This is a genomic window from Dyella acidiphila (assembly GCF_014863405.1).
Lineage (GTDB): Bacteria > Pseudomonadota > Gammaproteobacteria > Xanthomonadales > Rhodanobacteraceae > Dyella_B > Dyella_B acidiphila.
Genome location: NZ_JACZZA010000004.1, coordinates 12,926 through 32,124 on the forward strand (window position 1 = coordinate 12,926; position 19,199 = coordinate 32,124).

Here is a 19,199-nt window from a genome sequence, read left to right on the forward strand (position 1 = left end):
AAGCGGCGATCTTTGCGGGCGGTAGCGGGCGCGGCAGCCGCTGCGGGCCGCTAACGCCGGTTGGCGGACAGCTCCAAGTAACGTTGATGAAGCGCCGCCACCTGGGTATCCAGGGCCGTTTCCGGACCGGCGTTGTCGATCACATCATCGGCCAGCGCCAAGCGGTTCGCGCGCGATGCCTGGCTGGCCAGGATGCGGGCGGCCAGCACCTCGTCAATGCCGTCGCGGCCGATCAGGCGCTGGATCTGGATGGTTTCCGGCACATCCACCACCGCGATCCGGTCGACCCAGCGGTAATGGCCGAGGTTTTCGGCCAGCAAGGGCACAGCGAGCATCACGTAGGGGCCAGGGGCCTGTTGCGCGTGCTCGAGCATCCATTGGCGGATGCGGGGATGCATGATGGCTTCGAGGGTCTTGCGCGCAGTCGGATCGGCAAAAATCCGCTGGCGCATCGCCGGCCGGTCGAGGCCTCCCTGGGCGTCCAGCACGTCGTTGCCGAACGCAGCCACGATCGCGGCAAGCCCGTCGCTGCCCGGTTTCACTACCACGCGTGCGGCGTAGTCCGCATCGCACACGGGTACACCCAGGGCCTTGAAGCGCTGTTCCACCACACTCTTGCCGGAAGCGATGCCGCCGGTCATTGCCACGGTAAACGGCATGGGCAGACTCATCCGATTCCGGACAGGCCCATATAGGCATGCCACAGCGCATCGCCCGCGACAAACCAGATCCAGCCGGCCATGGCGATGAAGGGGCCGAACGGCATCGGCATTTCGCGGCCGTGCTTGCGCAGCACAATCAGCGCGCCGCCGATCAGCGCCCCCACCAGCGAAGAAAGCAGCACCACCGGCAGCAGCGAGCCGGGGCCCATCCAGGCGCCGAGCGCGGCCAGCAGCTTGAAATCGCCAAAGCCCATGCCTTCCTTGCCGGTCAGCAGCTTGAACAGCCAGTACACGCTCCACAGGCTGAGATAGCCGATGACCGCACCGAGAATGGCTTGCTGCGGCACGACGAACAGATGAACCAGGCTCAGCAGCAAGCCGGCCCACAGCAAGGGCAGGGTGATCTGGTCAGGCAGCAGCTGGGTACGAAAATCGATGCCGGACAGGGCCAGCAGCGCCCAGGTGAGAAACAGCCCGGCTACCGCCGCCCAGGTCGGGCCTAGCCGCCATACGATCACCGCGCACAGCACGGCGCTCAGCAATTCCACCAGCGGATACTGGATGGAGATAGGGGTCTGGCAATAGCGGCAGCGGCCGCGCAGCAGCAGCCAGCCGAACAACGGAATGTTGTCGCGCGCCGCAAGCGGGTGTTTGCAGTGCGGACAGTGCGAGGGCTCGCGCACCACGCCTGGCGGCAGCGGTTGCCCGTCGGCTTGCAGCCCCAGCACGTTCTGCGCTTCCTGCTGCCATTGCGCCTCCAGGCGGGCCGGCAGGCGCAGGATCACGACATTGAGGAAACTTCCGACGATCAGCCCCAGCACGCCGGCCACGGCAGTCCACGCAAACAACGGCAAGTCGGGCATGCCCGGCTCCAGGCGAGAGAGGAATGCGCCGAATATTAGCCGGCAACCGCACCCGCCAGCTTGAAGATCGGCAGGTACAAGGACACCACCATGCCGCCCACCAGCGTGCCCAGGATCACCATGATCAGCGGCTCCAGCAGGGTGGAAAGGGTGTCGACGGCGTTATTGACCTCTTCCTCGTAGAACTCCGCCACCTTGAACAGCATGCTGTCCAGCGCGCCGGATTCTTCGCCGATGGCGGTCATCTGCACCACCATGTTCGGAAACAGGCCGGTCTGGCGCATGGCCAGCTGCAACTGGTGGCCGACGGCCACGTCATCGCGCATCAGCCTGATGGCATCGCCGTAGACCACGCTGCCGGTGGCGCCGGCGACGGAGTCGAGTGCTTCGACCAGCGGCACGCCGGCGTGGAACGTCACGCCCAGGGTGCGGGAGAAGCGGGCAATCGCCGAATTGCGCAGGATGTTGCCGATGACCGGGAAATGCAGCAGCACGCGATCGAGAAAGTGCGCGAATTTTTGCGAGCGGCGTTTGCCTTCGACCAGGCCGATGACGCCGACGACGATGGTGCCGATCACCACCCACCAGTAGTTCTGCATGAACTGGGACGCGGACACCACCACCTGGGTAGGTGCGGGCAGCGCGGCGCCTGCTTCCGTAAAGGTTTTGGCGAACACGGGCACCACGAACAGCAGCATGATCATGCAGACCAGCATGGCCACCAGCAGCACCATCACTGGATAGAACATCGCCTTTTTGATCTTGCTCTTGATGCTCTCCATCCGCTCCTTGTAGGTGGCGACCGTATCGAGCACGGTATCGAGCACACCCGCCGATTCGCCGGCGCGGACCAGGTTGCGGTAGAGCTCGTCGAACTGTATCGGGTAGAGAGTCAGGGCCTCATGCAGCGACGCGCCGCCTTCGATGCCCTGCTTCACGGCGACCAGCATGTTCTTGAAACGCGGATTCTTCTGGCCGTCGGCGATGATGTCGAAGGCCTGCACCATCGGTACGCCGGAGGCCATCATGGTGGCGATCTGGCGGCTGAAGATGGCTACGTCGCGTGGCTTGACGCTGGAGCCGGTGGAACCGAACAGCGGTTTCGCACGTTCCTTGACGCTTTGCGGGTTCATGCCCTGGCGGCGCAGTTCCGCCTTGACCAGGGTGGCGTTCTTGGTCTGCATCGACCCTTTCATGACCTTGCCGCGCTTGTCGAGCGCGACCCAGTCGTAAGTCGGCATCTGGGTCACTTCGGCGCGCTGCGCGCCCTGTGCCCGGGTGTTCTTTGCGGCTGTTGCAGTGGCCATGCCAATCCCCCAATGATCCGGTCCGGCGCCGAGTGTGGTCGGGGCTGGATAATCCGGAGCTTACGTTACTTTCACAAGACGTTTCGTGGCGCTCCGCGCAAGTCAGGCACGAAAGAGCCCCAAAAGCTTGATCTGGTGCTCAATCCTTAGTCACGCGGTCGATTTCCGCCAGGCTGGTGACCCCGTCCTTCACCTTCTTGAGCGCCGAGGCACGCAGGTCGTTGATGCCTGCCTTGCCTGCCACCTCGGCGATCTGCAAGGCATTGCCGCCCTGCAGGATGATCTTCTGGATGTCTTCCAGCATGGGCATCACCTGATAAATGCCCACGCGGCCCTTGTAACCTTCGTTGCATTCATCGCAGCCGGCAGCTTCATAGACCGTGATGCCGGCATCGATCTCTGCCTGGGTAAAGCCGGCTTCCACCAGCACCTGCGTCGGCAGATTCTGCACCTTCTTACAGCTATGCAGGCGGCGGGCCAGGCGCTGGGCGATCACCAGCGTGACCGACGAGGTGATGTTGTAGGGCGCAATGCCCATGTTCATCAGGCGCGCGATGGTCTGCGGCGCATCGTTGGTATGCAGGGTGGACAGCACCATGTGGCCGGTCTGCGCCGCCTTGATGGCGATCTCGGCCGTTTCCAGGTCGCGGATTTCGCCGACCATGATCACGTCCGGATCCTGGCGCAGGAACGAGCGCAGCGCGGCGGCGAAGGTCATGCCGCGCTTGGTGTTCTGCTGCACCTGGTTGATGCCCTCGACGCGGATTTCAACCGGGTCTTCCACCGTCGAGATATTGCGTTCGGCGGTGTTGAGAATATTCAGCGCCGTATACAGCGAAACCGTCTTGCCCGAGCCGGTGGGGCCGGTGACCAGCACCATGCCGTAGGGCTTGTGCATGGCGTTCAGGTACAACTGCTTCTGGTCTTCGTCGTAGCCGAGCTTATCGATGCCGAGCTTGGCCGAGGAACTGTCCAGTACGCGCAACACCACTTTTTCGCCGAACAGCGTCGGCAGCGTGCTCACGCGAAAGTCCATCGCGTGGCTCTTGCTCAGGTTCAACTTGATGCGGCCGTCCTGCGGTACGCGACGTTCGGCGATATCCAGTCCCGCCATCACCTTCAGGCGCGCGGAAATGCGGCTGGCCAGCTTCGGCGGCGGAGAGGCCATGGCGCGCAGCATGCCGTCCATGCGGAAACGCACGCGATAGTTGGATTCGAACGGCTCGAAATGGATGTCCGAGGCGCCGCGGCGAATGGCGTCGACCAGGATCTTGTTGACGAACTTCACCACCGGCGCGTCGGCGTTGGCATCGATATCGCTGCCGCTGCCGGTGCCTTCCTCATCGCCACCTGCTTCCAGCGCCAGCTCGTCCAGCTCGCCGCCGCCGAGGTCCGGCATCGCGCTGCTCATGGCATTGACCGCGCCATCGATAGCGCGGGTGAGCTGCACCCGTTCCACCAGGATCGGTTCCACCATGCAATTGGAGTGGAACTTGATCTCGTCCAGCGCGTGCAGCTGCATCGGATCGGCAATGCCCACGAACAAGCGCTTGCCGCGCTTGAGCAGCGGCAGCACCTGGTGCTTGGTGATCAGCTCCTGGCTGATCAGGCTGAGCGGCATGCTGGCGGCCGCCAGCGCCGTCACATCCAGCATCGGCATGCCGAACTCCGCCGAGGCCACCTGCGCCAGCCGGTGGCTGTCGACCAGGTTCTGTTCCAGCAGCCAGGCAGTCAGCGTCTTCTTGTTCTGTCCGCAGTCGGCGACGGCTTTACGCGCATCGGCTTCCGGCAATACGCCCTCGGATACCAGTCGGCGGGCCATGCCCGACAGTCCGGAGATGGATGGTTGTGGTTGCGATGACATGACAAATCTGATCCAGCCCCCTGATTGAAAGGGAATTTACCGCACATGACCCCGGCAGGCCATCGATTTTCGCGGTCGCCGTGCCTGTCGGGAAAACCTGTGACCTGGAGCCCATTTAGCGGGGCTGGAGGGTCGCCGCGATGGCTGCTTCAAGAGCTGGCTGGCGCCCGCGAACGGATGGGCGATCCGAGGCGGGGCGTCAGGGCAGGGATGGCTGGGATTGCCGCGGCACGCAGGGCACGGTCAGTGAGGGCCGTTCTCACCGGCTGCGGGTGTGCGCAGGGAGGCAAGGAAGCTCGAATAAGCTTGCTGGCGTTGCGCGCGCTCATCGGGAGGCAGCAGCTGGATGGCCGTGCTCTCTACCCGTGCCGCTTCGTCAAGTTTTCCCTCTGACGCCAAGGTCAGAGCGAGGAGCAGTTGGGGCTCGGGATCCAGATCGTTCATGGCGATCGAGCTTCGTGCCATTTGTTCGGCTTCCGGATACTTGTGCTGTAGCAACAGCACTTCTGCCTGCAGGCCCAGGTAGAAGCGATAGAGATTCGAGCTGGCACGCAATTCGGGGTCGTTTTTGATCTTGTCGAGAAAGAAGCTGGCGCGATCCGGGGCATTTTCTCCCGCCGCCAAGCTGGCGGCGTTCAGCATGCAATTCGTGCATTGCATATGTTCGGCCATGACCTGGTCGATCACTTGCCATGCCTTGGCGTGATAGCCGGCATCCATATAGGCGCTGATAAGTTGATCCTTGGCTTCGACGGTGTCCGGATGCATGGCATCCGCCCATTGCCACAGCGCAATCTGGGTGGACCAGAGGGGAGTGGCGGCACGTACGTTCATGCATGACAGTGCCAGCCATACCGCAAGCAAGGCAAATCCGGCCAGCGAACTCAGTCCGGCCACACGCTCAGGAATTCGTATATCCAGCAAGGTGCGGGGCAGCCACGCGCAAGCTATCGCCAGTGCCGTCATTGCATAACGCTCGTGATACAGGCTTGCGTCGAAGCTCACACCGATGATGTGCAGTACCGGCAGCAGCGCCACCGTTATCAACAAAATCAGACCGCCGAGGTAGCTGCGCCTCAGTGTCAGCATCGCGCCCGCCAGCACGAGCACGGCCATCAGCAGCATGTTTATGGCGCCGTGTGCGCTGAACACCAGAAACTGTTGAGCCGGTACCGGGTGTATCGGTCCCATATCCGCCGCTGGCCACAGAAACATGTGCCAGTAATGCACATAGAGGAACGCAATTTCCTGTAGCCGTGCGAACAGGGGCAGCGGTTCGTCCCCCAGCGATGGGATAAAACCGCCCAGCGCCCAATGACGCAGGCATAGATACACCGCGCCCGCACCGAATACGGCGGCATACACCGGCCAGTTGCGCGCCAACAGCATCCGCAAGCGGGCCAGCAGGCTTGCATCGGCCGGCGCATCCAGGTCGAACCAGTCGAAGATGACCAGCATCAGCGGAAACATTGCGGCGGATTCCTTGGCACAGGCGGCCAGAAAGAAACACAGTGCGACCGCAATGGTGCGAACAAACCGGCGTTCGATGCACATGTTCGCCAGCAAGCCGAGCAGCGTAAACAGGGTCGCCAGCAAGTCATATTGGCAACCGATCCACACCACCGGCTCGACCAGCAAAGGATGCAGGCCGTACACCAGCATCGGCAGTACCAGCGAGAACAGCCGTTTGCCCGATGGCCAGGTTCGCGACCCCAGGTGCAAGGCCAACAAGCCGACCAGCAGGGTGTCGAGCAGATGCATGACCAGCGAGGTCAGGTGCATCGGGCCGGGCGTGACATCGAAGGCGCGTACTTCAAGCGTGAGCGCGGCGACGCCAAGCGGGCGAAAATAGTTGGCCCAATCATTGAACCGGTTGAACAGAAACTGCTTCCAGTCGTCGCCATGGCGCAGCCAGGCATTTTTCTGGAAGTCGATCACGTCGTCCCAGACAAAGCCGGCATGTGTAACGGGCCAATATATCCACGCAATCAGCAGTATCACCGCGACTGCGGCGAGCACGAACGATAGCTTGCTGCCCGGCATGCCCGTGGCGGTCGACGTGTTCAAAATGAAACCCCTGTGGCGTATGCGCCAATTATCGTACCGCCTAAGCCTGCACTCATATAAGGCCACAGTGCGCGTTCTGGTGCTGGCCGGATGGCGCAAATGCGCGCCCGGTGCGGCCATGCGGGCGGGATACGCTGTCTATATACAAGGCCTGCACGGTATGATCCGCCCACACTTTGGGGAGTACCCGGCGTGCCTCGCCTGAGCATCATCCTGCCTGCAAAAAACGAAGCACCTGCGCTTGCGGGCTTGTTGCCCCGCCTCAGGGCCAGCCAACCGGTGGCCGAAATCATTGTGGTGGACGACGGGTCCACGGATGACACGCGTGCCATCTGCGCGCAAAACAGTGTCCAATGTCTCAGTTCGCCTTATTCGATGGGCAATGGCGCCGCCATCAAGCGCGGCGCGCGAGCGGCGACAGGCGAGATCCTGGTGTTCATGGATGGCGATGGCCAGCACGATCCTGCGGACATTGCGCGGCTGCTGGAAAAGCTGGACCAGGGCTATGACATGGCAGTGGGCGCACGCGACTGGGGGAGCCAGGCGGGGGTGGGCCGAGGCATCGCCAATACCCTCTACAACTGGCTGGCATCGCGCATGACCGGCCATGATGTGGCCGACCTCACGTCCGGCTTCCGGGTGGTGAAGGCGAAGCGGTTCCGGGAATTTCTTTATCTGCTGCCCAATGGCTTTTCCTATCCGACTACCAGCACCATGGCTTTTTTCCGCAGCGCCTACCCGGTGGCCTATGTGCCGATCAAGGCGGCGCAACGCGTGGGCAAAAGCCATATTAAGCCGCTGCGGGATGGCCTTCGCTTCCTGCTGATCATTTTCAAGATCGCCACGCTTTATTCCCCACTGAAACTGTTCGTGCCGGCAAGCGCGATCTTCTTCGTGCTGGGATGTCTCAACTACGCCTGGACCTTTCTGCGCGAGGGCCGGCTGACCAACATGAGCACGCTGATGTGGAGTGCGGCCGTGATCGTGTTTCTGATTGGCCTTGTCTCCGAGCAAATCACGGCGTTGACGTACCGTCACGATGAGTGAGCGCGTGAAGCCGCGGATCTTGATGATCACGCGCAACTTGCCGCCCCTGGTGGGTGGCATGGAACGGCTCAACTGGAATATGGCGGAGGGTTTGTCCAGGCACGCCGATGTTCGCATCGTGGCGCCAGCCGGTGCGGGGGCGATGGCTCCGGCCGATACGGCCGTTTGCGAAGTGCCGTTAAAGCCTTTGTGGCGATTCCTGTGGTCCGCGAATCTGGCTGCATTGAGCGAGGCAAGATCTTTTCGTCCGCATGTGATCCTGGCGGGAAGCGGGCTTACCGCGCCGCTTGCCTGGCAGGCAGCCAGAGTGAGCGGGGCCGCTTCAATGGCTTATGTGCACGGCCTGGATCTGGTCGTAAAACACCCCGTCTATCGCGGCCTCTGGCTGCCGGCGATACGCCGCATGGATCGCCTGCTGGCCAATAGTCGCGCCACCGCAGCACTGGCGGTCCAGGCCGGCGCTGACCCGGCGCGTATGAGCGTTGTTCATCCGGGGGTGAAGCTGCCGGAAATTTTCCGCAGTGATGCTGATGTTCAAGCGTTCCTTGCCGGGCAGGGTTTGCTGGGGCGCACCTTGCTGCTGTCGGTAGGGCGGCTGAGCGAACGCAAAGGCCTTAAGGAATTCGTGCAACATGCGCTTCCCCGCATCGTCAAGGCGCGTCCGGACGTCATGTTGTTGGTGGCTGGCGATGTTCCCGCCAACGCGTTGAGCAGTCGTGCCCAGCTGCCGGAACACGTTCTCGCCGAGGCCGAACGCGCAGGCGTGGCTGCGCATGTACGGTTTATGGGCGGCGTTAGCGACGAGACTCTGGAGATCCTTTTCAGGAGTGTCGATGCGCATGTATTCCCGATCCGCGACATTGCCGGAGATCCCGAAGGTTTTGGCATGGTTGCCATCGAAGCGGCCGCTTTTGGTGTCCCGACGGCTGCCTTCGCATGCGGTGGCGTTGTGGATGCCGTCTCGGAAGGACGGTCGGGCAGGCTGGTAGCGCCCGCAGATTATCCCGCGTTGGCCGAGGCGGTGTTGGATGTTCTTGCCAGACGAGCATCTTTTCGCCAGCCGTGTACCGAATTCGCCGCGCAATTCGAATGGACGCAATTCCATCAGCGCATGTTGAGCGAGGTGACCTCCATGCTTGAAGGTATGGGGCATGTCCATGCAGCCCACTGAGCAGGCGCGGCAGCCGCATGCCGTGCTGGACATGCCTTCCAGGCGCTGGAAGGCAATGAAAATTCACCAGCTGCTCGGGCTGACAAGTCGTGCCGTGCCTCTGCGGCTGCTCGAAGTGGGTACGGGCTCCGGCGGCATCGCGCATTATTTCGGCACTCATCCGGACCTGCGCTGCGAGGTGGATGCAGTCGATGTGCATGACAACCGCATGATTCGGGATGGTTACCGCTTTCAATTGGTCACCGACACGAAACTTCCATTCGAGGACCACAGCTTCGATGTGGTGATCAGCAACCACGTTATCGAGCATGTCGGCACGGAATCGGATCAGCGTGAGCATCTGCGCGAGCTCCGGCGGGTGATGAAGCCGGATGGCCTGGGCTATCTGGCGGTGCCCAATCGCTGGATGCTGGTTGAGCCGCACTATCGGCTCGCATTTTTGAGCTGGTGGCCGCACGCATGGCGCGATACGTATTTGCGCATCATGAACAAGGGACATGTCTACGACTGCGAGCCGTTGGAGATGCGCCAGCTGGAACATCTGCTTGTCGGAGCCGGCTTCCGCTACAGCAACCAGTGCATTGAAGCCTGGCGCCTGACCTTTGACATAGAGCGCCCTGAAGCTTCAGCGACGCGCCTGATGCGCAAGATTCCCGATGCGTTGCTCAAGCCGCTGCGCCCGATTATTCCGACGCTTATTTACCGGATATGGCAGTAGTTCGTTCAAAGCGGTGACTGTCGATCCCCATGGTGTGGATCTTTCACCGTACTGCCGTAAAGGTAGGCGCAGGCGGTGATGGTTTTTACCAGCTTGCTCGAAAGCCAAAATGGCAGACGTTCCAGCCAGTGGTTGAGAATGCGGGCGGAGGGTGCCACCAGCGGACCGATCAATCGGGCCGGCAAGCGCAACCACGGATGAAGGCGGGTATCCAGGCTCGCGTAACCAAGGATGCGGTAAGCATCTGGATGTCGCAGCGCGAACAGCGTTGCCGATGCCTGCGCGGCGCGCGCCATTTTAAGGGCGACCATGGGCAGCTGCAGATCGTCCTGGTGCGATACCGATGCGGCTTCGACCCAGGTAACCGTGCCCAGTTCGGACAGACGAATAAGCAGGTCTCTGTCTTCAAAACCATAGTGGCGATACTGCAGGTCAAAGCCACCCACGTGCTCAAAGGCGGTGCGCAGCACGGCCATGTTCTGGCTGCTGCCGACCCAGGGATTGGCATGCCGGTGCTGCGTCTGCCGGCGTCTGGAAGCGAGTTGCTGGTATCTGTTCCAGAAACCGTGGCCGATGCCGGTTACGTGCCCGGTGCTGGCAATGGCTCCGTCGCGAAGTGCCTGTAGATGCAGGGACAGAAAATCTCCGCGCAGGGGCAGGCAATCACTGTCGATGAAAAGTAGATATCGGCCTTTTGCAGCCGCCGCGCCGGTATTTCTCGCGCCAGAACGTCCCACATTTTCAGGTAGCCTGATTAATTGGACCTGCTCCATGGCGCACAGCGCTTGCGGTGGAGAATCCTTGGAGCCGTCATCGACCACTACAATTTCGAGCTGGGCGTCAGATGGCAACTGCTGCTCGCAGAGCGCGGCTGCGACCCGGCTTGCGCCGGCCCAGTCGCGATACATCGGCACGATGACGCTGACGACTTCGGTCACGTGCCGGGCTCCGAAGCGTGCAGGCCTTGTTGCCGAAGTTCATCAAACAATGCCGTATAGCGGCGGGACGTGAGCTCGATATTGAACAGCTCTTCGATCAATTGACGGCAACGGCTGCCGCGGGCAGCCAGTTGCTCGTGGCGCTCATTCAAGGCGGCAAGTATCGCGCTAGCCAGGCCATCAGGATCTTCGGGTCGAACAACCCAGCCCATTTGCGGAGTGACATAACGGTCAAGGCCGCCACATTCGGTCAACACGACAGGCAATGAGCGCTCCATGGCCTCCAGCCCGGCGTTCGACATGCCCTCGTAGCGTGAGGGCAGCAGATATACCTGGGCCATGCATAGCTCATCCTGGATGGTTTGCTGATCCAGTTCGCCGCGCCACACCACAAACGCCGACACGCCCAGATCCTTGCTCATCTGTTCGAGGCGTGCCCGTTCCGGACCGCTTCCCGCGATGACGAACTGGCCCGGAACCAGGTGTTCCTTTATGCGGGCAAGTGCCTCTAGCAGGATGTCGTAGCCCTTTTGCGGCGCAAGCCGGCCAACCGCGATGCAGCGTACAGGCGTCGGGCTGTTGCGTTCGCAAGCCGGCCTCACCCGAATGCCGTTCGGTATCGTGGTGAAGTTGCGCCCGGAAAATCCCTCGGCCTTCAGCTCTTCGATCATGTCGGAGGCGATGAGGTTGATGGCGCCGCATTGCGCGTCCATAAGACGAATGATCCGGCGTGACAGCGGAATGGATTTGATCAGCCCGATGTCGCCGCCGCTACCGGTATTGGCGGGTGTGGCGACCAAAGGGGCATTCAGCAATCCGAGTCGTTTCAGCACCGCGGCGACAGCCGCGGCCTCGCCGAGAAATCGTGTATAGACAAGATCCACACGGTGCCTCAGTCGCAACAGCAACCACGCGAGCGACACGGCATAAGTGAGGGCTCGGCCGAGGCGCCCAAATGCCGAAGACGTTCGAATGCGGTGGGTCTCCACGTGCCGCGAAGCGATGACGACAGGCGCGTTGCCCATGCGTCGCCCCAGGCATATGACTTCATGTCCTTGTTCGAGCCACATTTCGATCAGTCGCATAGCCTGCATTTCGGCTCCGCCGGTCACGAATTGCGGAAGATCCGATACGACAAGTATTTTCACGGCCCGCGCCCAATCTGCATATGCGATCGCCAGTGGCAAAGCATCAAGATATTCCAGAGCACCAGGCCAGCGTCAATTTTTTGCTTGATGTGGGCCGCCCATAGCTTGCGTACCTCTGCTGCGTTTATAAGCGGAAGTTCGCGCAGCGACTGCTCCGACAGCAAGGTTTCTGCCCAGTCCCTCAGCGGCCCTCGCAGCCACTGTGCGATGGGCGGGGAAAAACCTTGCTTGGGGCGATCGATCAACGAGAACGGCACATGGCGATCGAGCAATTTTCGCAGCGGTTGTTTGCCCAGGCCACCGGCAAGCAACGCGCCTTCGCCGAAGCGCCAGGAAAGCTCCACAATGCGATGGTCAAGCAACGGGATTCTCGACTCCAGGCTATATGCCATGGAGGCCCGATCGACCTTGTGCAGAATGTCGTCGGCAAGATAATCGTGCTGGTCGCCATATAGCAGGCGCCGCAGGGGACTCTGGATGGCGGAAGGCAATCTGGCATGGGCAGCATGCTCCACGCTCGCGAAATCCTGGATGCGCGTGAAGCCTGCGCCGGCGATGAAGGCCACGCGCAAGTCATCGATGTCGTCAAATTGAATGCGCTCGCCGAGGCGTCTCAGGCGAGGGGGCAGCGAACCGGAAAAAATGCTCGACGCGCCAGCCGCGGCAAACAGGAAATGCCTGGCTGCATGGCGCGCGTGCGTCGGCAGCCGGTGCAGGTGTTTCCACAGTTGCAAGATGGCCAGGTAGCGGCCATAGCCGGCAAACAATTCATCGCCGCCGTCGCCGGACAGCGCTACCGTTACGCTTTGCCGGGCCAGCTTTGACACCAGCAGCGTCGGCAGCTGCGAACTGTCGGCGAAGGGCTCGTCGAATGTCTCGGCCAGGCTTGGAACGAGTGCAAGTGCATCGTCCGCTTCAAGATAGAGTTCCGTGTGATCGGTGCCGAGATGCTTCGCAACCGCCTTGGCGTGATGCGCTTCGTTGTGGCTGCTGTCGTGGAAGCCAATGCTGAATGTGCGGATCGGCCGATTCGACTGCGCCTGCATGATGGCGGTGACCAGGCTTGAATCGATACCGCCGGAGAGAAAGGCGCCGACGGGTACGTCCGCAACCATGCGCCGTGCGATCGAATCATGCAGCAGGCGATCGAGGCTGTTGAGCAGTTCGGCTGGGTCGCTGCTCTGATCGCTGCTTAGTCCCACCAACGCCACCTGTTCCAGCGACCAGTACTGCGCCAGGCGGGAGGACAGCTCTTCCCAGCTCATCGGGCGGCTCAAATCCGTCGCGCTTAGCGTCAGCATGGAGCCTGCGGGAAGACGATAAATGCCTTCGATGGCCGAATGAGGGCCTCTGACATAGCCGGCACTGAGGAAGGATGAGATGGCCGCCAGATTCATCTGCGGTGACCAACCCGTCACCTCGCGCAGTGCCTTCAGTTCGGATGCAAACGCAAAGCGGCCGCTCACCCAGCCGAAGTACAGCGGCTTTTCCCCCATGCGATCGCGCGCCAGGACGAGCGTTTTATCGGCCTTATTCCAGAGCGCGAAGGCGAACATGCCGTTGCATCGTTCCAGGGTGCGTTGAACGCCCCAGGTCTCGATGCAGGTCAAAAGAACTTCCGTGTCGGAGTGCCCGCGCCATGAGCGAGTCTGCGAGGAGTGCTCCAGTTCCTGTCGCAGGTCTTCGAAATTGTAGATTTCGCCGTTGTAGACCAGCACACGATCGCCGCTGGCGGACAGCATGGGCTGGTGCCCCGCCGGACTCAGGTCGACGATCGACAGCCGGCGATGGCCGAGCGACAGGTGGTCGCCAGACCAGATGCCGGCGTCATCCGGGCCGCGATGCTGCAGCCTGTCGAGCATCTTCGACAGAACGTGTTGCGTGTCGTTGTGGCCGGCGGCGATGCCGGCTATGCCGCACATGTGGCCTTGCCCGCATCGATCGGCTTTTCGCAATACGCCTCCACCCCATTTCCGCCTTTGCTGACGATCACGTTGGTGGCACCCAGGCTCTCCAGCAATCGACGGATCTGCCTGGGCGTGCGCCGATGCTTGTAGACGTCGGTCATCGCGTCATGCGTATCCAGCAGCATCCAGTCGTAGTACATGGCGCGATCGCGCAGGCCGAAGTGGGGGTAATAATTCACGATCGGGTTGAGGCGGCTCAGGGCAAACTGTATGAGCTTCGATTCGCGGAATTTCCACACGATGGGAAACCAGAAATCGAACACGCGCTTGACGGCATCAAACTGCCGCTCGCTGGGCAGCCGAAGGAAATAGTGCCGATACAGGATGCCGGCCACCCCCAACGGAGGCGGTAGAAAATTTCTGACTTTCCATCGATAGTGATCGATGGTGAGGCTTCCGCCGGGTTTGACCATCTCCCATAGCGAGCGAATGCTTTCCTCCGGATCGGGCGTGTGCTGAATCACACCCAGGCACACCACATGGTCATAGCTGGCCTTGCGGAAAGGGATGTGCCGGATATCGGCCTGAACCAGCGTGAGCCTGTCGGAGCCGCCGTTGTTGGCGGCATTGGCTTCGACCGCCGACGAGTAGTCAAATGAATCGAGAATCGCACCGTGCTTGAGCAGAATCTCCGTGAATCGGCCGGCACCCGAGCCGGCCTCCAACACACGCTGGCCGGCAACGGCAGTCAGCTTGCCCCGCATGCAGCGGGCAAGCCGGTCTTCGGACAGCGACAGGCCGGTATGGGAATCCAGCTGGGTGCCTGGAAAGCGATTCCACTGGTCACCGAATGCCGTCGCATAGTTCTCCGAGGAGACAAAGCGGGGAATGCCGCGGACGATCGGGTAGTGTTCTCCGTTGGTGGAGACCAGGCACTCATTCGCGAGGGTAAGCTCGTTGCCTTTGGGGTCGACGATATCCGCAAACATGTTCAGGTCTCCCCCATGGACTGGCGTTGGCCCGGCAGCAGGACGGGCAGATAACGATCGGCAATATGCTCCAGGCTGAAAGAGCGCAGATGGGCCTCCGGCGAAGGGAAGCTGCGCGTGCCGTTCAACACGGAGATGACGGCTTCGGAAATGGCGGCGACATCGCCGACCGGAACCAGCGCGCCGTACTGGCTGTCGCCGAGAATATCGCGGACGCCTCCCGGGCAATCGGTCGCCACCACGTTGCAGCCGCTTGCCAGGGCCTCAAGCAATACGACCCCGAACCCTTCGTATATCGCGGTATGAACGAATATCGAGGCACGGCGCATCTGTTCTTCGGGAGGGTAGACGAAGCCGGCGAAAGTAACACTGTCCTCGACACCATGTTCTTTGACCAGCGCCTGGAGCGAGGGCAGCAATGGGCCTTCGCCCAGGATGGTCAGCTTCGCCGGACAGGACTTTCGAACTTGCGCAAATGCCTTGATCAGGGTTGCGTGATCCTTCTGCGGAACGAGCCTGCCGCAGGCGATCAGTTCGGGAATTTTCCCGTCAAGCTGCGGGTCGTGCGGCTGATAGGGGTTGTCGACAGGGTACGGGATGACATGAATGCGTTCCGGGGAGATGAGTTTTTCCCGGATAAGGCTTTGCTTGACGCCGGTGGAAATGGCAATTGACGCGGCGGCGCACCGATACAGCAAGCGTGCGCTCAATTTATTGAGCAGAGTTTGCGTGGGGGACGCCCCGATCGCATCGTAGTCGGGCAAGCTGCATTCGCCGAGCACAAGGCGGGTCGAGCAGCCCGAAAGAAGATAGGCCAGACACGCGGCGATATTGCCCGAAAATACGGTTGCCATCAGGACATCGGGTTTTTCGCGGCGCAGATAGGCGGCCAGTGCAAAAAAAGAATCCAGCGTTTTTTGCTTGTCCAGAACAATCAGTCTTACATTGCTTGGTACGGAGGACAGTAATTTGCCCTTGCGTATGGCTATCACCATGTCGCACTTGTAACCCATGCTGGCAAATTGCCCGGCCAGCATGAGCGCTATGCGCTCGGCGCCGCCGCCGTCCAGCGATGGTAGAAAGAAGGCCAGATGCTTAGTCATCGCTGTCTGCTTGAAGAGGGTGATGTATAGGGGACAGGATAGTGCGCGCGGAAACATTCATGGCGTCGGTGCCGATGATTTATGCGCCGCCGCAAGCCGGATGGTGCCGATGACGATCACCGAGATATCGCTCATGGCCAGGGCAAAAATGGCGCCAAGGGGGCCGTAATGCGGTGTCAGCGCGAACAGCAGCGTGATCGAAACGCCCAGCCCGGCGAGTTCAGTGAAATTACGGTCGCGCTGCATGTCGACCGTCGTCATGCGGCCGGTAACCAGTTGGCGCACGCTATTGGTGAGAACGTTGAAGCAGAAGGCGCGGAGTATGGGCTCGGATGGACGGAAGTTGCTTCCCAGTACGAAATGAAGCAAAGGCGAAAAAAGAGCCAGGGCAGAGGCTGCAATGACCGAGTAGGCGATGACGGCGGCCAGCAGCTGACGCATCAGCTTGCCCTGGTCGCTGGCCGATGCCCGGAACAGCCGCGGCGTGGCGGCGAGAATCAGGGCGTTCACCGGTAGCGTCGCCGCCTGCATGATGCGGTAGGCAGCCGTATACAGACCCGTTACGGCACTGCCTTGCGCTTTCAGCAAAATGGTTTTGTCCAGTTCGCTGCTGGCGGTAATGGTTGCCCCGCTCACCATATAGGGAAAGCCCTCACGCACGATGTGCGACATCGGGTAGGGCGGCGATGCTTCCCTGGCTCTGACTCGGGCCAATTGCAGCGCAATGCACACGACGGCGACCAGCCACGACAGATGCAGCACGGCGTACGTGGACAGATCCTTGACCTGCAGCACGAGTGCCGAGATTACCGCGCCGATGCGGGCAAAAGGTGCCAGCGTCTGCATGGCTCCGGAAAGCATCATGCGTTCCTTGGCCTGATAATAAAAAACGTAAGGCATCAATGATGGCGCAACGATCAACTCAGCAGCGGCCAGACACACCATGCCAGTTGCCGACATCATGTGATCGAGCAGGAGCATCGATACGGGCCATGCCACGACGAACGCGCCAAGGCCCGAGACCAGATATGCCCGCCGCGTGGCGCTCATGCGCGCATGGGTTTCGCCGTTGCGGGCCAGGTGGCGCAGCAACGCAATGCCGCTGCCCAGGCCGACGAATTGGGCGATGGTTACGTAGAGTGAGGTTATTCCCGCCAGCACACCATAGGCGCGTACGCCGAAGGTATGTGTCATGAGTACCAGGCTGGCAGCCTGCAATACGATACGCGTGGCACTCCAGCCACTGGCGTGCATGGTGTTCTGCAGCAGTTTGCTCGGCCGCCAGCGTTTCCAGTTTTGGGTTGGAGATGGCATAGGGTGTGGCGGGCGACGGATGGTGGAGTGAGATAGGTGCTGAAGGTTACTGCTGGTTTAGGAGTGTCTGCATTTGATGCACGCTGCCATCCAGATAACCGCCTACGTTCATGCGCTCCAGCTCCTCCAGCTGAGCGCGTGCAGCTTCGAGTTGCCGTTGTGCAACCAGCATCCGAATAAAGGTAATGCGGTAGGCCGGCTCGCGTGGCGCCGCGGCGGTGGCCGCTTTGATCGCGCTTAGCCCGGCGGCGTGATCCTGCTGGACATTCCAGCTGAAATCCGCATAGGTGGAAAGCAGCCGTGCGCTTGGATGCAGGTGGGTAAAGGCCGCCTGGAAAGCTTCCTGCATGCGCTGCCGCGGAAGGTTGCAGTCACCGTCCCGAGCGCATTCCGTCAGCGTGGCGAGCGAACTTTCATCCTGGATGGTGGGCCGGTGCGACTTCAGCTTCTGGATCATGCTGTCCCACCACGCGTCTTTGGTCGGCAGGTTCATGCGCGCATTCATGAAGATCAGTGCTTGCTCAGGCAGCACGGATGACTCGGGCAGTGCTGCGGCTCTCTCCAGCGGGGCATAGGCGAGATGCGTGTATGGCGACATCGGGTCGTAATGGGAATAGATGATGTAGGTGCGACCCAGTTCGTATTGAGCGCGAGGGGAGTCCGGGGCGCGGTCGGCAAGTGCCTGGGCAAGCAGCAGCGGCTCGCCCCAGGCCTCGGCTGTCAGGCGCGTTTCGGTGGTCCATAGCAGCAACAGCATCAGCAACGCGGCGCGGCGCAGAATGGGGAACGGAGCGGAATTTGTTGCCACCAGTGCGGGAACGGCAGCGAGAATCAACCCAATGCTGGCGAAATAATTGCGGTGCTCGTAAACCAGCTCCAACGGGAGCACGGTTGCGGTCAGTAAGTGGCAGCCGAGGTACAGCGCGATGCCCAGGGCGATCAATGGGCGACGCGATCGAAACCGCCATGCGGCGCCGATCATGGCGAGCAACGTCAGTATGCTGGCGAGAGTGGTCCACGGGATCAGCACGTCCGTCGAGATATGGAAATTGTCGTGATAGAACGAAAGCTCGTGTGGCAGCGGCAGCAACGTCCAGGCGACGTAGGCCACGACGATGCGCGCTTCACTTAGCAGTCGGGTTTGCAGCGTGAAGTCACGCGTCGACCACTGCGCCGGATTGGCGATTTGCGGCGCAAGCCAGATCAGGCCGATGATCAGCGGAAGGACCAGCGTCAGCGTAAAAAGCGCCACCAGGCGGTAATCGCGGACCTGCGCCGTGGTGTTGAACCGGAAGACGGCCCATTCCACCAGAAAGGCGTAGAGCGGAAGCATGACGGCCGTCTCTTTGGCCAGCACGCCAACGGCCGTGGGCGCCAGGATACTGATGGCGCAAAAACCGAAATAGAGCCACTGCCTGGCTGGTTTGTGGTCGGTCTGGCTCAGGTGGAGCATCTGCCTGCGGCTGGCGATGTAGCCGATCAGGCCGATCAGCACGAACAGGTTTGCCAGACTTTCCATTCGCTGCACGACATACAGCACGGAGGTGATGTTGATGGGCAGCAGCAGCCAGGCAATGGCCATCAGGGCGGCGGTACGGCCGCATTTTTTGTCGTCGTCGTTCCAGCGTGTCTGTGTAAGCAATGCGCGCATCAGCACGAATACAAGCAAGCCGTTCAGTAGATGGATGACCAGATTGGTCAGCTTCATCTCGAACGGATCGAGGCCCGAGGCCAGGTAGTTCAGGGCAAAACTGAAGGAGGCGAGAGGACGCTTGAATTCACTGGCAGGCGAAGACAGCGCGGCGCGTACCAAGGTGCCGAGGCTGAAGTGATCAGGCTGCACGCCCGGGTTGTCGACGATGTTCGGATAGTCGTCAAACAGCCAGCCCCCGTACAGGCCGGGCCAGTATATGAAGGCGGTGATGCACAGTCCGATGAGTAGTGGCAGATATCCGTTGCGAAACAGGCGCGCAATCTTCATGACCCGGCGCCACCGACAAGTTCTTGCGCGGCGGAGCGTGATGGGTGGTGGGCGCTGGCTTCGATAGTCATGGCCGTATCATAGCCGGCCGGATTTCAAACCAGAATTCAAGCGCCTAGC

Annotated in this window: 15 protein-coding genes; 3 read left to right on the forward strand and 12 right to left on the reverse strand. The window is 61.3% G+C overall.

All coding sequences use genetic code 11. The annotated features are described in order from the left end of the window. Positions 1-50: 50 nt before the first annotated feature. The 5 genes from coaE to IGX34_RS08490 form a co-directional block, all read right to left on the reverse strand. Positions 51-671, reverse strand: a complete 621-nt coding sequence (gene coaE / locus IGX34_RS08470) for a dephospho-CoA kinase (RefSeq protein ID WP_192555289.1) — start codon at positions 669-671, stop codon at positions 51-53. Further along, entirely contained in the window at positions 668-1,525 is an 858-nt protein-coding gene (locus IGX34_RS08475) for a prepilin peptidase (RefSeq protein WP_192555290.1), read from the reverse strand. The genes coaE and IGX34_RS08475 overlap by 4 nt, the downstream gene beginning before the upstream one ends. A 35-nt stretch (positions 1,526-1,560) precedes the next feature. Next, positions 1,561-2,832 (reverse strand): type II secretion system F family protein, encoded by a 1,272-nt coding sequence (locus IGX34_RS08480; RefSeq protein WP_192555291.1) that lies wholly within the window; start codon positions 2,830-2,832, stop codon positions 1,561-1,563. A 139-nt stretch (positions 2,833-2,971) separates the two neighbouring features. Continuing rightward, complete coding sequence (gene pilB, locus IGX34_RS08485) at positions 2,972-4,696, reverse strand: type IV-A pilus assembly ATPase PilB (protein ID WP_192555292.1); 1,725 nt, start codon at positions 4,694-4,696, stop codon at positions 2,972-2,974. A 243-nt stretch (positions 4,697-4,939) separates the two neighbouring features. Next, a complete protein-coding gene (locus tag IGX34_RS08490) occupies positions 4,940-6,883 on the reverse strand; it encodes a tetratricopeptide repeat protein (protein WP_192555293.1) in 1,944 nt (647 codons plus the stop codon). A gap of 72 nt (positions 6,884-6,955) precedes the next feature. On the opposite strand from IGX34_RS08490, the gene IGX34_RS08495 reads away from it, so the two are divergent. The 3 genes from IGX34_RS08495 to IGX34_RS08505 are packed head-to-tail and all read left to right on the forward strand — an operon-like array spanning position 6,956 to position 9,699. Beyond that, entirely contained in the window at positions 6,956-7,810 is an 855-nt protein-coding gene (locus tag IGX34_RS08495) for a glycosyltransferase (protein ID WP_192555294.1), read from the forward strand. 4 nt (positions 7,811-7,814) lie between these two features. Beyond that, a complete protein-coding gene (locus IGX34_RS08500; RefSeq protein WP_338015438.1) occupies positions 7,815-8,981 on the forward strand; it encodes a glycosyltransferase family 4 protein in 1,167 nt (388 codons plus the stop codon). Then, positions 8,962-9,699: a class I SAM-dependent methyltransferase gene (locus IGX34_RS08505; protein WP_225737330.1), complete on the forward strand. Its 738-nt coding sequence runs from the start codon at positions 8,962-8,964 to the stop codon at positions 9,697-9,699. The genes IGX34_RS08500 and IGX34_RS08505 overlap by 20 nt, the downstream gene beginning before the upstream one ends. Positions 9,700-9,704: 5 nt before the next feature. On the opposite strand, the gene IGX34_RS08510 is transcribed toward IGX34_RS08505, so the two are convergent. The 7 genes from IGX34_RS08510 to IGX34_RS08540 all read right to left on the reverse strand — a co-directional run bounded on the left by IGX34_RS08510 (position 9,705) and on the right by IGX34_RS08540 (position 19,079). Beyond that, the gene (locus tag IGX34_RS08510; RefSeq protein WP_192555296.1) at positions 9,705-10,637 is read right to left on the reverse strand and encodes a glycosyltransferase; all 933 of its coding nucleotides are present in this window, start codon (positions 10,635-10,637) and stop codon (positions 9,705-9,707) included. Further along, the gene (locus tag IGX34_RS08515) at positions 10,634-11,785 is read right to left on the reverse strand and encodes a glycosyltransferase (protein ID WP_192555297.1); all 1,152 of its coding nucleotides are present in this window, start codon (positions 11,783-11,785) and stop codon (positions 10,634-10,636) included. The genes IGX34_RS08510 and IGX34_RS08515 overlap by 4 nt, the downstream gene beginning before the upstream one ends. Further along, a complete protein-coding gene (asnB, locus tag IGX34_RS08520) occupies positions 11,782-13,707 on the reverse strand; it encodes an asparagine synthase (glutamine-hydrolyzing) (protein WP_192555298.1) in 1,926 nt (641 codons plus the stop codon). Before asnB ends, IGX34_RS08515 begins: the two co-directional genes overlap by 4 nt. Continuing rightward, positions 13,695-14,681, reverse strand: coding sequence for a class I SAM-dependent methyltransferase (locus IGX34_RS08525; protein ID WP_192555299.1), 987 nt, complete (start codon positions 14,679-14,681; stop codon positions 13,695-13,697). Before IGX34_RS08525 ends, asnB begins: the two co-directional genes overlap by 13 nt. A 2-nt stretch (positions 14,682-14,683) precedes the next feature. Beyond that, positions 14,684-15,784, reverse strand: coding sequence for a glycosyltransferase (locus IGX34_RS08530; protein ID WP_192555300.1), 1,101 nt, complete (start codon positions 15,782-15,784; stop codon positions 14,684-14,686). Between the two features lie 57 nt (positions 15,785-15,841). Next, positions 15,842-17,038, reverse strand: a complete 1,197-nt coding sequence (locus tag IGX34_RS08535) for a lipopolysaccharide biosynthesis protein (protein WP_192555301.1) — start codon at positions 17,036-17,038, stop codon at positions 15,842-15,844. A gap of 106 nt (positions 17,039-17,144) precedes the next feature. Beyond that, complete coding sequence (locus IGX34_RS08540) at positions 17,145-19,079, reverse strand: hypothetical protein (RefSeq protein ID WP_192555302.1); 1,935 nt, start codon at positions 19,077-19,079, stop codon at positions 17,145-17,147. Between the last annotated feature and the right edge of the window lie 120 nt (positions 19,080-19,199).